Here is a 13227-nt window from a genome sequence, read left to right on the forward strand (position 1 = left end):
TCGATCGAGCATATCGAGCGATCACTCCATGAGTCAGGAGAACTCTTGGAGTGTGGCCTCACAATACCGCAGGTAGCCTTTCCACGACGTTACGCGACACGGAGCGCCCTCATGCAGCGCTCCGATCGCGGCATGGTGCCCATGCTGCGATCGCGACCTGAGCGCCTGCCTGGCCCGCTCACCCCAGCAGGAACGACTGCTCCAGCACATTGCGGGAATCGAGGCCGAGCTGGACGTTGAACTGCCCGTTCTCGACGACCTCCTTCAGGTCGCCGTTGACGAATTTGAGCTGGTCGGGGCCGATCTCGAAACGCACGACTCTGGCTTCGCCGGGCTTGAGCGAGACCTTCTGGAACCCCTTCAGCTCCTTCACCGGCCGGGCGATCGAGGCATAGGGATCGGCGATATAGAGCTGGACGACATTGGCGCCTTCGAAGCTGCCGGTATTGGTCAGCGTCGCCTCGGCGGTCAGTTTCTCGCCGCGCTTGATGCGGCTGGCCGAGAGCTTGAGGTCGGTCAGGGTGAACGTGCTGAAGCTCAGTCCGAAGCCGAACGGATAGAGCGCGCCCTGCTCCTCCTCGAAATACTGCGAGGTGTAGTTGCCGGGCTTGCCCTCCGTATAGGGGCGCCCGATCCGCAGCGCGTTGTAATAGGTCGGGATCTGCCCGGCCGAGCGCGGGAAGCTGATCGGCAGCTTGGCCGAGGGGTTGTGGTCGCCGAACAGGATGTCGGCGATGGCGTTGCCGCCCTCGGTGCCGGTGTACCAGGTCTCCAGCAGCGCGTCGGCATTGTCCTTTTCCCAGCCGATCGCGAGCGGGCGGCCGTTCATCAGCAGGACGACGAGCGGCTTGCCGGTCGCCTTCAGCGCCTGGAGCAGCTTGCGCTGCGAGCCCGGCATCTCGATCGTGACGCGGCTCGATGATTCATGCGACATGCCGCGGACCTCGCCGACGACCGCGATCACCACATCGGCCTGGTTGGCCACAGTGACGGCCTCCTCGATCATCACGTCGATCGGGCGCGGGTCCTGGATGACCTCGGGTTTGTCCCAGTTCAGGAAGTTCAGGTATTCGACGATCTTCGGGTCGTCGAGCACGTTAGCGCCGCGCGCGGTCAGGAGCTTGGCCTTGCCCTCGATCGCCTTCTCGATGCCGGCTTTGACCGTGACGGCCTGCTCGGCGACGCCCTGCGCCGACCAGCTGCCGAGGATGTCGAGTCCGGAATCGGCCAGCGGCCCGACGAGCGCGATCGTGCCCTGCTTCTTCAGCGGCAGGGTCTGGTTGCGGTTCTCCAGCAGCACGATGGTCTCGCTGGCGATTTCGCGGGCCGGCTCGCGATGCAGGCGGTCGTTCGAGCGCACATCGACGGGATCGTCCTCCGCCTTGCCCATGCGCAGGAACGGGTTGGCGAACAGGCCCATGTCGTATTTGGCGCCGAGCACCTCGCGCACGCAGGCGTCGAGCTCGGCCATCTTGATCTCGCCCGAGGCGATCAGGCCGGGAACCTCGGCGAGATAGACCTGGTCAGCCATGCTGAGGTCGATGCCGGCCTTGATCGCGAGCTTGGCGGCCTCGCGGTTGTCGCGGGCGACGCCATGGCGCGTCAGCTCCGTGATCGCGCCATGGTCGCTGACGGTGACGCCCTTGAAGCCCCATTGCTTGCGCAGCAGATCCTGCATCAGCCAGGTATTGGAGGTGGCCGGCACGCCGTTGACCGAGTTGAGCGCGACCATGACGCCACCGGAACCCGCGTCGATCGCCGCCTTGTAGGGCGGCAGATAAACCTGGTGCATGCGCAGCGGGCTCATGTCGACCGTGTTGTAGTCGCGCCCGCCCTCGACCGCGCCGTAGAGCGCGAAATGCTTCACCGCGGCCATGATCGTGTCCGGCTGGTCGGGCGAGGTGCCCTGGAAACCGCGCACGCTGGCCCGGGCGCATTCGCTGACGAGATAGGGATCCTCGCCGAAGCCCTCCGAGGTGCGGCCCCAGCGCGGATCGCGGCTGATGTCGACCATCGGCGCGAAGGTCATGTCGACGCCGTCATTGCAGGCCTCGACCGCCGAGACGCGGGCCATGCGCTCGATCACGGCCATGTCGAAGCTTGCCGCGAGGCCGAGCGGGATCGGGAAGGTGGTGCGATGGCCATGCACCACGTCATAGGCAAAGAAGAGCGGGATCTTCAGGCGGCTGCGGTTGACGGCGGCCTCCTGGAGCGGCCGATTGTCGCGCCGGACCACGGTGTTGAACGAACCGGCGATCCGCCCGGCCGCGACCTCGTCCATCAGCTTGGCATGGGGCATTTCCGGGCCGATGCTGATCAGCCGCAATTGGCCGACCTTCTCGTCGACCGTCATCCGGGCGATCAGCTTGTCGACGAAGGCCTTCTTCGTGGCGGCCGGATCGGCGGTGCGGGCCATTTTGGGCCTTGCAGCGGCGGGAAACACGGCCATTCCGGCCGCAAAGGCGGCCGTCGCCATGGCGCCGAGCGCCTGTCGGCGGGACAGGCCGTTCCCTGTCTCGTCCTGGCAGGACACCGTCTCCAGCTCGCGGGAAGCCGGCGCACCGTTCGAATGATCCATGCTGAGTTCGTTCACTTGAGAAGAGAGGGCGGCTGGATGGAGGGCGGCGAAGAATAGCGCGGGAGCGGTTCGGGGAGAACGGCGCTCATTCCTTGACCCTTGTGGCGATGATGGGCATTTGTGCTCGGGTGCGCCACTGCCAAGATAGGGCGGGCGCGCTCCGTCCCGTCGATGTCACCTTTAAGGAGCTAGCTTGAACTTGTCGACCCGTTCCGCTGGCGGGGCCCGCATCGCGGCCCGGCTTTCGTCCTCGGCTCGAAGCCTGCTGATGCCGGTACTGGCCTGGTGTGGAACAGGCCGGGGCAGGCCCGGCGTCGCGCGACTTGGCACGGCGCGACTTGGCATGGTGCTCGGCTGGCTGGCCGTGGCGACCTTCGCCGGGTCGGCGGCTTTCGCGCAGCAGCGCCCGAAATTCGGGCTGGACGACGTGGTCGCCAAGGCCAAGGCGCTGGCGGATGCGCCTTATGTCGCGCCGGTCAGCAACCTGCCCGACGTCTTCAGCAAGATGCAGTTCGCCGATTACCAGAAGATGCAGCCCAAGCCCGAGCGCTTCGCCTGGATGGAATACAAGACGCCGTTCAAGCTGGCCTTCTACCATCAGGGCATGCAGTTCAACACGCCGGTGAAGATCAGCGAGATCGTCGACGGCGCCGCGCATGAAATCCCCTACGATGCCGGGCGCTTCGATTTCGCCGATCTGCATTTCGACCGTGAGGCGACGAGCAAGCTCGGCTGGGCGGGTTTCCGCGTGGTTTATCCGATCAACCAGCCCGGCAAGCTCGACGAGATCATGAGCGTGCTCGGCGCCAGCTATTTCCGCGTGATCGGCAAGAAGCAGATCTACGGCCTGTCGGGCCGTGGCCTTGCGATCGATACCGGCTTGCCGATCGCCGAGGAGTTCCCCGCCTTCCGCGAATTCTGGCTGCGTCGCCCGAAGCCGAAGGACCGGCACCTGACCTTCTACGCCCTGATGGATTCGGTGCGGGCTTCCGGCGCCTATGAGTTCACGCTGGTGCCGGGCTCGGACGCCGTGCTCAGCGTCAAGGCGCGCATTTTCCTGCGGCAGGGCGCTTCGCCCACGACGCTCGGCATCGCGCCTTTGACCAGCATGTTCCTCTACGGCCCGCAGCAGCCGTCGCAGACCCCGAATTTCCGCCCAGCGATCCATGATTCCAACGGGCTGGCCGTCCGCGGCGGCAATGGCGAGTGGATCTGGCGCCCGCTGGTCAACCCGTCGATGGTGGCGATCAGCGACATCGCGGCCGAGAATCCGAAGGGCTTCGGCCTGCTCCAGCGCGGGCGCGAATTCTCGCGCTACGAGGACCTGAAGGACCGCTACGATCTGCGCCCCAGCGCCTGGATCGAGCCGACCAATGACTGGGGCAAGGGCAATGTCCGCCTCGTCGAGATTCCCACCGCCGACGAGACCAACGACAATATCGTCACGCTCTGGGTGCCCGAGAACAGGCCCCCGTTCGGCGAGCCGATGCGCTTCGATTATCGCATGCACTGGACGATGGACGAGCCGGCGCTGATGAAGGGCGACGTCTCCCATGTCGCGCAGACGATGCGCGCGACCGGCGAGGTCTATCAATCCAACCTGATCCGTGCCGGCGACGGCACGCTCGCCTTCCTGATCGATTTCCAGGGGCCGTCGCTGCGCAAGCTGCCGAAAGGCGTTCGGCCTACCGCTGCGGTCAACGCCAGCGACAATGTCGAGATCGTCGGCACCGAATTGCAGCCCAACCCGGCGACCCAGGGCTGGCGTCTCACCTATCGGGTCAAGCTGAAGAACCCGGCCGCTTCGTCCGATCTCGATGCGGTCCTGAAGCTGGGCGACCGTACGCTGACCGAGACCTGGAAGTTCAGGCTGCCGCCGTCGCAGGCCGCGACGAACAAGGAAACCTATCTGAACCGCTTCAAGGCGATGGAATAGCCGGCGGGAGCATCGCCTATCGACGATAGCGAGCGCCCGAACCGGATCATCGGGCGTTCGACCAGGCGATAGACGAGCCGGGACAGCGCCAGGGTCAGACCGATGCAGAGCAGCATCGTGGCGAGGCCGCCGCTTTGTCCGGTCAGGGGCAGGATGCGATACATCGCTGAAGTTGAGAGGCAGCGCCGCAAGGCCCGCGCCCGTCGCCGGCGCCCCTGGCTTTGCCTGCCTTGTTCCGCGCGTTCGGCGCGTGTCGCCACGGTTCTCCGCTATTCCATGACCATGGCGTGATCGTCCGCCGGCGCAGCCTCCTGGCGCGGTGTGCGCAGCAAAACGAGGAAGGGCAGGGCCGCGAGGCAGAGGATCATCAGGAGCTTGAAATCGTCGATATAGGCGATGATCGTCGCCTGGCGGGTGATGACCTCGTCCAGCGCGGCGCGTCCGGCGAGCGTCGCCGGATCCCAGGCATGCTTGATCGCGGGGATCTCGAAGAGGCGGTTATAGGGCGTCACGTAGTTGGCGATCTCGGCATGGTTGACCTGCACGTTGCGGGTCAGGAGATAGCTGACCAGCGAGATGCCGACGCTGGAGCCGATATTGCGCGAGAGGTTGTAGAGGCCGGTGCCGTCGCCGCGATATTCCGCCGGCAGCGTCGCGAAGGTGATCGTCGTCAGCGGCACGAAGAGCAGGCCGAGGCCGCCGCCCTGGACGAAGCCGGTGAACATGATCCGTTGCTGCGAGACATCCGGTGTCCAGCCGGCCATGTCGTACATCGCCCAGGCGCTGACCAGGAAACCGGCGCCGAGCAGGATGCGCGTGTCGACCTTGCCGATCAGCCGGCCGACCAGGAACATGCAGGCCATCGTGCCCAGGCCACGCGGGCCCATGACGATGCCGGCGGTCACCACGGGATAGCCCAGCAGCGTCTGCAGGAAGGGTGTGAGCAGCGCGAGCGAGGCCAGGTAGCAGATGCCGACGATGAAGATGAAGATCAGGCCGACATTGAAGTTCCGGTCGAGGAAGAGCCGCGGCTTGATGAAGGAATTCTCCGCCGTGAAGGTGTGCACGACGAGGATGTAGAGCGCCCCGACGCAGATCGCCGCCTCGACGATGATCTCCGGCGAGTCGAACCAGTCGAGCTGGGCGCCGCGGTCGAGGAAGAGCTGGAGTGCGCCGATCGCGATGCTGAGCGCCCCGAACCCGGTCCAGTCGAGCTTGGCCAGCGCGCTCGACCTGGTCTCCGTGACGAAGGCGGAGACCCCGGCCAGCGCCAGGATGCCGAGCGGCAGGTTGATGTAGAACACCCAGCGCCAGGAGATGTTCTCGGTCAGCCAGCCGCCGAGCACGGGCCCGAGCACCGGCCCGACCATGACCGAGATGCCGAACAGCGCCATGGCGGAGCCGCGCTCTTCCGGCGTGTAGATGTCGAGCAGGATGCTCTGCGAGAGCGGCACGAGCGACGCTCCGAAAAACCCCTGCATCAGCCGGAAGCCGACGATCTGCGTCAGCGATTGCGCTGCCCCGCACAGGATCGAGGCCACGACGAAGCCGATGATCGCGACGGACAGCACCCGCTTGCGGCCGAAGCGGGCAGCGAGGAAGCCGGAGGGCGGCGTCATGATCGCCGCGGCGACGATATAGGAGGTCAGGACCCAGTTGATCTGGTCCGCGCTCGCCGAGACGCTGCCCTGGATATAGGGCAGCGCGACATTGGCGATGGTGGTGTCGAGCGCCTGCATGATGACCGCAAGGATCACGCAGGCGGTGATGGCACCGCGATTGGCGACGGGTGCTCCGGCCGGAGTGGCGGCACTGGCCATGGCAGGCGGCCTCTTCTACTGGCTGACCTTGCCGACGGCCTCGCCGACGAAGCCTGGCAGGCCGCGGGCATGGCCGGTGTCGATGTCGAGCGTCACGCTCATGCCGGCACGAAGCCGGGGCTGGTCGGGCGGCGTCTCGATCTTCACGCGCATGGCGATGCGCTGCACGACCTTCACCCAGTTGCCGCTGGTGTTCTGCGCCGGCAGCAGCGAGAAGCTCGCGGCCGAGGCCGGGCTGATGCTGTCCACCGTGCCCTTCCAGACGGCGCCCGGATAGGTGTCGACATAGACCTCCGCCTCCTGGCCGGGCTTCACCCAGGTGAGCTCGGTCTCCTTCGGATTGGCCTGGACCCAGACATGGTCGGTCGAGACCAGGCTGAAAGCGTTGGTCGCCGCCTCCAGATACTGGCCCTTCTGCAGGGAGGGCACATTGGTGACGATGCCGTCCATCGGCGCGCGCACCGTCGTGTGGTCGAGCTGGCGCTGGGCCTCGGCGCGGGCCGCGACGGCATCCTTATAGCGCGGGTGATCCTCGGCCGGTGCATCGGGCTTGCCGTTGAGATTGGCGGCGATGCCGGCGAGCTGGCTTTCGAGCTGCGCCAGTTTCAGCCGGGCGCTGTCGAGATCATGCCTGGCCTGGTCGAAGGTCGCCTGCGATGCGACCGACTTGGTGGCGAGGTCCTGCTGGCGCTTGAACGCGGTCTCGTAGAAGGCGATGTCGCTATGGGCCTGCTCGATCTGGCTCTGCATGCCCTTGTAGCTGGCCTTCAGCGCCGCGAGGTCGTTGCCGATCACGCCGATCTGGGCGTCGGCCCGCTCCAGCGCGAAGCGGAACTGCCTATCGTCGAGGCGGAACAGCACGTCGCCGGCCTTCACCGGCTGGTTGTCGCGCACGTCGATCTCGCCGACGATGCCCGCGACATCGGTCGAGATGCCCAGGATATCCGCCTGCACATAGGCGTTGTCGGTCGACATCACCTGCCCGCCGGTGACGTAGTAGTAGCCGCCGACGACGAATGCGATTGGCAGCAGCACGAAGAGCAGCCGGCGCGTGCGGTTGCGTCGGTGCCGCGGCGTCGGGCCGGGCGCGACCTGCGCAGGCATCTCCGGCTTCGTCTCCGGCACGTCCTTCGCGATCGTTTCGGCGCGGGGCAGGGTCTTCGGCTCGAATTGCCGGATTTCCGCCCCGCCGCCTGAGGAGCCTTGCTCGGCCTCCTCGCTGGCGGCCGCTTCGGTGTTTCTGGCTGCGTCATCCATGGTGGGCCTGCCTTTCGGCCACCGGCATCTGGCAGGCGGCCGTGAGATTCGCTTTCATCTGCCCCAGCGTCGCGAGAAGCTGCTTGCGATCGGCGGCTGAAATCGCGCCGAAGGCCTCGGACCGTGTGACGTCGCCGAGCGCGCGGAGTTCCGTCAGCTTCGGCCTGGCCTTCTCGGTCAGGTAGAGCTGCCAGATGCGGCGGTCGGTGGCGTGCGGGCGGCGTTCCGCCAGGCCGCAGCTTTCGAGCTTGTCGAGGATGCGCCCGACGGTGATCGGCTCGACATCCATCAGTTCGGCCAGGGCGCCCTGCTGGATGCCGGCATTCTGGTCGAGATAGGCCAGCACCTGCCACTGGGAACGGGTCAGCCCGGAATCGCGCGCATGCTGCTCGAAGCGCTTGCGCAGGAGGCGCGCGACGTCGTGGAGCAGGAAGCCCACGGTCGGCGGCGGGGTCTTAGGCATGCTGATCATAAGCATCTATATAAAATTCGGCTGCCGAGGGGTCAACGCGAGCTTTGGCAGGTCCGATGCGCACCCGACGCCTTGACGAGGCGCCGGCAAACCTGCCGCCGGTAGCCAGGAAGCTTTCGACGCGGCAGGGCGGTTGGACTAGGTTGGCGTGCGGCAGTCCGGCCCTAAGGCTCGCCGAAGCAGGACAGCGCCATGTTTCTTTTCGACGGTCCCGAGAAGGCCGATGTCACCATCCTGCTGGCGCATGGAGCGGGAGCGCCGATGGACTCGGCCTCGATGACGGCAGCTGCAGAAGCGCTGGCCGGGGCCGGTTTTCGCGTGGCCCGCTTCGAGTTCGACTACATGGCGGCGCGGCGGGCCGGTACGGCACGGACCCCGCCGCCGCGCGCCGAGAAGCTCAATCCGCAATACATCGCCGCCGTCGATGCGCTCGGCGCGACGGGGCCGCTGATCATCGGCGGCAAGTCGATGGGAGGCCGCGTCGCGAGTATGGTGGCCGACGAGCTGTTCGCGCAGGGCCGGATCCGTGGCCTTCTGTGCCTCGGCTATCCCTTCCATCCGCCCGGCAAGCCCGGGCAATTGCGAACCGCGCACCTCGCCGAGCTGAAGACCCCGACGCTGATCGTGCAGGGAACGCGGGACGAGTTCGGCACCCGCGAGGAGGTCCCGACCTACGGGCTTTCGCCTGAGATCGACATCCTGTGGCTGGAGGATGGCGACCATGATCTGAAGCCTCGCAAGCGGGTGTCCGGCTTTTCAGCCGCCGACCACCTCGCGACCATGGCCGGGGCGGTTTCCACCTGGGCCAGGCGTTAAACATCGCGGGATGATGCCGGGTCAGCCCGCGCGTTCGAAGATGATCCTGCGCTGCAGCGGATCGGCTGATGTCAGCTTGATCTTGATCCTGTCGCCGGGCTTCTCGCCCGGCCCGCGAACCCGTGCGACGATCGGCAACTCGCAGAGCTGGATGCGCAGGCCGTGCTCGTCCGCGTCGGTCACCACCGCATCGAAGGTGGTGCCCTCGCTGCCTTGAAGCATCAGGGCCTCGGCCAGATCGATCACGTTCCGGTCGATCTGCCCGTCGCGCGCATCGGCCCGCGCCATCACCGCCGGCAACTCCTCGAATGCGGCCGATACCTCCGGCGGTACCGGCTGGCCGTTGGCGACCGCGAGCGCGGCGCGCACGACATAGCGGTCCGCGAGGCGTCGCAGCGGCGCCGTCGCATGCGCATAGGTCGCCGCCATCGGGGCATGCCAGGGCACGATGCCGTCGCGATAGGGCACATAGCTCGCCCCGCCGCTGGCCCTGCGCACCGCCAGCATGAAGGCCGCGTGGCTGCTGTCGGCGGGATCGAGCGTCTTCTCGAACTGGACGAGCGTTTCCATCTCAGGCCAGGACAGCCCCAGTGCCCGCGCGCTCTGGCGCAGGCGCTGCACGGCCTGCTCGTCCGGCTCGGGCATGACCCGGAACAGGCCGGTCCGGGCTGCCAGGAGCGCGTCTGCGATCGCCATGTTGCTGGCCAGCGACAGGGTCGCGTTCTGCTCCTCGGAGCGCAGGCGCGGGCGAAAGAGCAATTGGTAGCGGCCGTCTCCGAGAGCATCGACCTCCTGCTCGGGCGGGTCCACGCGCGCTGCGCCGCGCCGGCTCTCAGCAGCCTCGATGCGGCGGGCCAGCTCATCGAAATCGGCAGGTAGGTCCGAAGCCTTGACCGCATCATAGGCGAGCTTGGCGCTGCTGCGGATAATGGCGCGCTCGGCACTGTCCAGACGAGCATTGCCATCCCCGTCGATCCGGGTCGTGAAGATTACGGCCGGCCGGGCGACAGCGGGCAACAGGCTCGCGGCACCTTCGGCGAGAACAGGCGGATACAGCCCGGCCCGGCCGTCCGGCAGGTAGATCGTCGTACCGCGCAGCCAGGCTTCCCGGTCGATCGCATCGCCATCCCCGACGAACCAGGCGACATCGGCGATGGCGTAATGCAGCAGCAGGTCGTTGCCGCTGCGCTCGATCGTGAAGGCCTGGTCGAGATCCGTCGAGGTCGCCGGGTCGAGCGTGACGAAAGGCCGGTCCGTGCGATCGGCATGGGCGGTTGGCTGGCGCCGGGCAGCGCTGTCGGCTGCCGCGAGGACCGCAGGCGGAAACTGCTCGGGAACGTTGAATTGCTGGCGGATCGCGGCCAGCCCGCCGATCAGCGCATGGGTGGAGTCGATCAGGGTCTTCATCGACTACCGGGTTACCGGAACAATCGTCAGGCCTCTAGCCCCGCCTTGCGGCTTTCCAGCGCCGAGATGATCTGGAAGCCGATCGACCGGAACGGCTCGGGTGCGATCCAGCTCGCCGCGCCCATGACCGCCTCGACCTCGCCGGGCGTGCCGACGCCACGGATCAGATCGGCGAGCTTGCGGCCGAGCATCGTGCCCTTGGCGATGCCGCTGCCATTGCAGCCGCCCGAGGCATAGAGCCCGTCCTCGATCTTCCCCCACCAGGGCGCGCCGTTCATGGTGAAGGCCGTCGTCCCGCCCCAGACGAACTCGAAATCGACATGCCGCAGCCCGGGCCAGCGGCGGTGGAAGCGATCGCGCAGTTCCCGCACCGCCGTGGCCTGCGCGATTTCCTGATCATGGGCATAGAGCGAGCGGACCATGAGCCGGTCGCGGCCGATGCGACGCAAGGTGGTGCCGAGCCGGTGCGAGGGCAGCACACCCCAGGCCGGGGACTGGCCGAGATGTCCGATATCGCTCTCTTTCACCGCCTCGGTGACGGCGGCATAGGTGAAGATCGTCGCCATTCGCGACTTCAGGAAGCCGAGCCTCGGGATGAAGCCGTTATTGGCCAGGACCACCGTCCGGCAGCGGACGGCGCCGCCTTCGGTGATGAGCCGCCAGCCGGAGCCTTCCCGGCGCATCTCGCGAACCGGGCTGTTTTCATGGAGCGTGACACCCCCCGGCAGCGCATCGGCGAGGCCGCGGATCAGCGCCGCCGGCTGCAGCAGCCAGGTGTCGTGCAGGTAGATGCCGTAGCGATAGTAATCCGCGCCGATCCGCTCGCGGATATCCGCCCGGTTCAGGATCGTGTGCGGCAGGTCGTTGGCCCGGGCGACGTCCGCGACCTTGCGCAGCGAAGCCTCTCCCGCTTCCGTCGCGGCGGTGCGGATCGAGCCGACCTTCTGCATGTCGCAGGAGATGTCGTTGTCGCGGAGAATGCCGGTCAGCCAGTCGAAGGCTTCGGTGAAGAGGCGGGTCTGGTTGCGGGCCTTTTCGGCCATCTCCATCGACGCCGTGCGGGGCAGGACATCGGGGGCGGTGAAGCCTGAATTGCGGGCCGAGGACCCTTCGCCGACCGTCGTCGCCTCCAGCAGGACGATCCGGGCCTGCGGGTCGAGCTCATGCAGGCGCCGGGCCGCCGCGACGCCGGTATAGCCGGCGCCGACGACGGCATAATCGACGGTGATGTCCCCGCTCAGCGGGGCCTGCGGCGTACGCGCGGGAAGCATCGCGTTCCAGCCGCAATGGTTGGTGTAGTTCGGATAGGTCAGCTTGGACATGGCTCGGCCGCAGATGGAGGGGGCCGCGCCCGAATGGGCGCGGCCGATCGGTTCAGTCGACGAAATGGGTCTGTTCGGTCACGAGCGGGCCAAGCGACATCGAGCCCTTGAGGTCGAAGCCCCAGTTGAGCTTGTCCCGGCGAGCCCAGACCTGCCCGGTCTCGGTGATCGGGATGACGCAGACATTGCCGATGATCAGCTTCTGCGCCTCCTGCCAGAGCGCGATCTGCTTCTTGGGGTCGGTCTCGCCGCGCGCCGCCTCGATCTGCTTGTCGGCGACGTCGCAATGGCTGAAGTTCACGACCTGCCCGGGTTGGCCGATGGCGCTCTTCGAATGGTAGAACTGCGTCAGGTAGTTGTCCGCGATCGGGAAGCGCGCGGCGCCGTACATGACGAGCGGGCTCAGGTCCTTGCGGATCATCTGGTGCCAGGTGGCGTGCTCGACCGGCTGAAGATTAAGCGTGATGCCAGCTTCGGCGACCTGCCCCTGAATGATCTGCGCCGTCGATTCCAGGCTCGGCAACTGGCTGGCGAGCATGGTCACGGTCAGGCCGTTGGGGAATCCGGCCTCTTTCAGCAGCGCCTTGGCCTTGGCCGGATCATGCGGCAGGACGCCGGCATCCTCGGTGAAGCCGAGATTGTTCGAGGGGATCGCGGATTTGCCGGCGCGGGTGAAGCGGGGGCCGCGATACTGGGCGATCTTGGGCGCATCGATCGCATAGGCGAGAGCCTGGCGAACCTTGATGTTGTCGAAGGGCGGCTTCGTCACGTTGACGCTGAGCGTCGTCAATTCGGCCGGGTCGAAGCTGTCGACGACCACGCCGGGATTGGCGAGCGTGCGCTGCAGCCAGCGCTGGTCGGCGAGGCCGGTCGCCGCATCGACCTCGCCGGCGACGAAGGCGAGGTCGCGCGCGGCGTTGTTGTTGAGGAAGCGATAGGTGATCTTGGTGAGCTTGGGCTTGCCGCGGAAATAGGCGTCGTTGGCCTTGAAGGTCACGGCCTGGCCGGGCGTGATCGCATCGAGCGCGAACGGCCCGAAGCCGACCGGCGCGCGCCGGAAGCCTTCGCCGCGTTCCTCGAACGCCTTTTTCGAGATGATGAAGCCGCCGGCATAATTGGTGAGCAGCCCGAGCAGGCTCGGCACGCGGTTCGACAGCGTGATCCGGACCGTCTGCGGATCGACCGCCTCGACCTTCTGGAAGGCGGCATAATCGCTGGCGAAGGCCGAGCGCTTGGGATCGCGCGCCTTGTCGAGGCTGAACACGACGTCGTCGGCCGTGACATCGCCATAGCCATGCTGCCATTTCACGCCGGGGCGCAGCTTGAAGGTCCAGACGAGGCGGTCGTCGCTTGCCTGCCAGCTCTCGGCGAGATCGGCCTCGATCGTGGCCGGGTCGGTCGAGCCCGGGGCGAAGCGGACGAGCCCGCCGAAGATCCAGGCCGAGAGGATGCGGTCGGAGGTGCTGCTGGCATAGTGCGGGTCGAGCGTGCCGACATCGACGGCGGCGGCGCCCAAGGTCAGTTCGGTCTTCGCGGCGAAGGCCGGCATGGATGCCAGCAGGCCGAAGCCGAGGACGCCGGCGAGTAGTCCGGCTTTGGTCAATGTGGTGTTTTTCATT

The 13227-nt window shown here is 66.9% G+C and carries 10 protein-coding genes; 2 read left to right on the forward strand and 8 right to left on the reverse strand.

Annotated features, from left to right (window positions below):
- Positions 1 to 178: 178 nt before the first annotated feature.
- Positions 179 to 2578, reverse strand: a complete 2400-nt coding sequence (bglX, locus tag FHT98_RS17185) for a beta-glucosidase BglX (RefSeq protein ID WP_210244387.1) — start codon at positions 2576 to 2578, stop codon at positions 179 to 181.
- 199 nt (positions 2579 to 2777) lie between these two features.
- Here bglX and FHT98_RS17190 point away from each other — a divergent pair, with 199 nt between their 5' ends.
- Positions 2778 to 4514 carry a glucan biosynthesis protein G gene (locus FHT98_RS17190; RefSeq protein ID WP_210244388.1) on the forward strand — a complete coding sequence of 579 codons (1737 nt, stop codon included), beginning with the start codon at positions 2778 to 2780 and terminating at the stop codon, positions 4512 to 4514.
- Here the strand turns inward: FHT98_RS17190 and FHT98_RS17195 are convergent.
- From FHT98_RS17195 to FHT98_RS17210, 4 genes are read right to left on the reverse strand one after another with little or no spacing between them, the layout of a single operon-like run.
- Entirely contained in the window at positions 4484 to 4774 is a 291-nt protein-coding gene (locus FHT98_RS17195; RefSeq protein ID WP_142114751.1) for a hypothetical protein, read from the reverse strand. The genes FHT98_RS17190 and FHT98_RS17195 overlap by 31 nt on opposite strands.
- A 9-nt stretch (positions 4775 to 4783) precedes the next feature.
- Positions 4784 to 6334: a DHA2 family efflux MFS transporter permease subunit gene (locus FHT98_RS17200; RefSeq protein WP_091857960.1), complete on the reverse strand. Its 1551-nt coding sequence runs from the start codon at positions 6332 to 6334 to the stop codon at positions 4784 to 4786.
- 15 nt (positions 6335 to 6349) lie between these two features.
- Positions 6350 to 7591, reverse strand: coding sequence for an HlyD family secretion protein (locus FHT98_RS17205; protein WP_248309244.1), 1242 nt, complete (start codon positions 7589 to 7591; stop codon positions 6350 to 6352).
- Positions 7584 to 8054 carry a MarR family winged helix-turn-helix transcriptional regulator gene (locus tag FHT98_RS17210; protein ID WP_142114752.1) on the reverse strand — a complete coding sequence of 157 codons (471 nt, stop codon included), beginning with the start codon at positions 8052 to 8054 and terminating at the stop codon, positions 7584 to 7586. The genes FHT98_RS17205 and FHT98_RS17210 overlap by 8 nt, the downstream gene beginning before the upstream one ends.
- Positions 8055 to 8255: 201 nt before the next feature.
- Between FHT98_RS17210 and FHT98_RS17215 the strand changes: the two genes are divergently transcribed.
- Positions 8256 to 8879, forward strand: coding sequence for an alpha/beta hydrolase family protein (locus tag FHT98_RS17215; RefSeq protein ID WP_142114753.1), 624 nt, complete (start codon positions 8256 to 8258; stop codon positions 8877 to 8879).
- A gap of 21 nt (positions 8880 to 8900) precedes the next feature.
- On the opposite strand, the gene FHT98_RS17220 is transcribed toward FHT98_RS17215, so the two are convergent.
- Genes FHT98_RS17220 through FHT98_RS17230 form a run of 3 tightly spaced genes read right to left on the reverse strand, consistent with a single transcriptional unit; the run spans position 8901 to position 13226 of the window.
- Positions 8901 to 10286: an RNB domain-containing ribonuclease gene (locus tag FHT98_RS17220; RefSeq protein WP_142114754.1), complete on the reverse strand. Its 1386-nt coding sequence runs from the start codon at positions 10284 to 10286 to the stop codon at positions 8901 to 8903.
- A gap of 26 nt (positions 10287 to 10312) precedes the next feature.
- Entirely contained in the window at positions 10313 to 11608 is a 1296-nt protein-coding gene (locus tag FHT98_RS17225) for an NAD(P)/FAD-dependent oxidoreductase (protein WP_142114755.1), read from the reverse strand.
- Positions 11609 to 11660: 52 nt separating this feature from the next.
- Positions 11661 to 13226, reverse strand: a complete 1566-nt coding sequence (locus FHT98_RS17230; protein ID WP_142114756.1) for an ABC transporter substrate-binding protein — start codon at positions 13224 to 13226, stop codon at positions 11661 to 11663.
- Position 13227: the final 1 nt, after the last annotated feature.

Source organism: Allobosea sp. AK1 (genome assembly GCF_006714945.1).
GTDB classification, from domain to species: Bacteria; Pseudomonadota; Alphaproteobacteria; order Rhizobiales; family Beijerinckiaceae; genus Allobosea; species Allobosea robiniae.

Coding starts and splice junctions, on each gene's coding strand:
- FHT98_RS17205 (WP_248309244.1), bottom strand. CDS start 7,591: ATGGATGACGCAGCCAGAAACACCGAAGCGGCCGCCAGCGAGGAGGCC.
- bglX (WP_210244387.1), bottom strand. CDS start 2,578: ATGGATCATTCGAACGGTGCGCCGGCTTCCCGCGAGCTGGAGACGGTG.
- FHT98_RS17215 (WP_142114753.1), top strand. CDS start 8,256: ATGTTTCTTTTCGACGGTCCCGAGAAGGCCGATGTCACCATCCTGCTG.
- FHT98_RS17230 (WP_142114756.1), bottom strand. CDS start 13,226: ATGAAAAACACCACATTGACCAAAGCCGGACTACTCGCCGGCGTCCTC.
- FHT98_RS17210 (WP_142114752.1), bottom strand. CDS start 8,054: ATGCCTAAGACCCCGCCGCCGACCGTGGGCTTCCTGCTCCACGACGTC.
- FHT98_RS17200 (WP_091857960.1), bottom strand. CDS start 6,334: ATGGCCAGTGCCGCCACTCCGGCCGGAGCACCCGTCGCCAATCGCGGT.
- FHT98_RS17220 (WP_142114754.1), bottom strand. CDS start 10,286: ATGAAGACCCTGATCGACTCCACCCATGCGCTGATCGGCGGGCTGGCC.
- FHT98_RS17225 (WP_142114755.1), bottom strand. CDS start 11,608: ATGTCCAAGCTGACCTATCCGAACTACACCAACCATTGCGGCTGGAAC.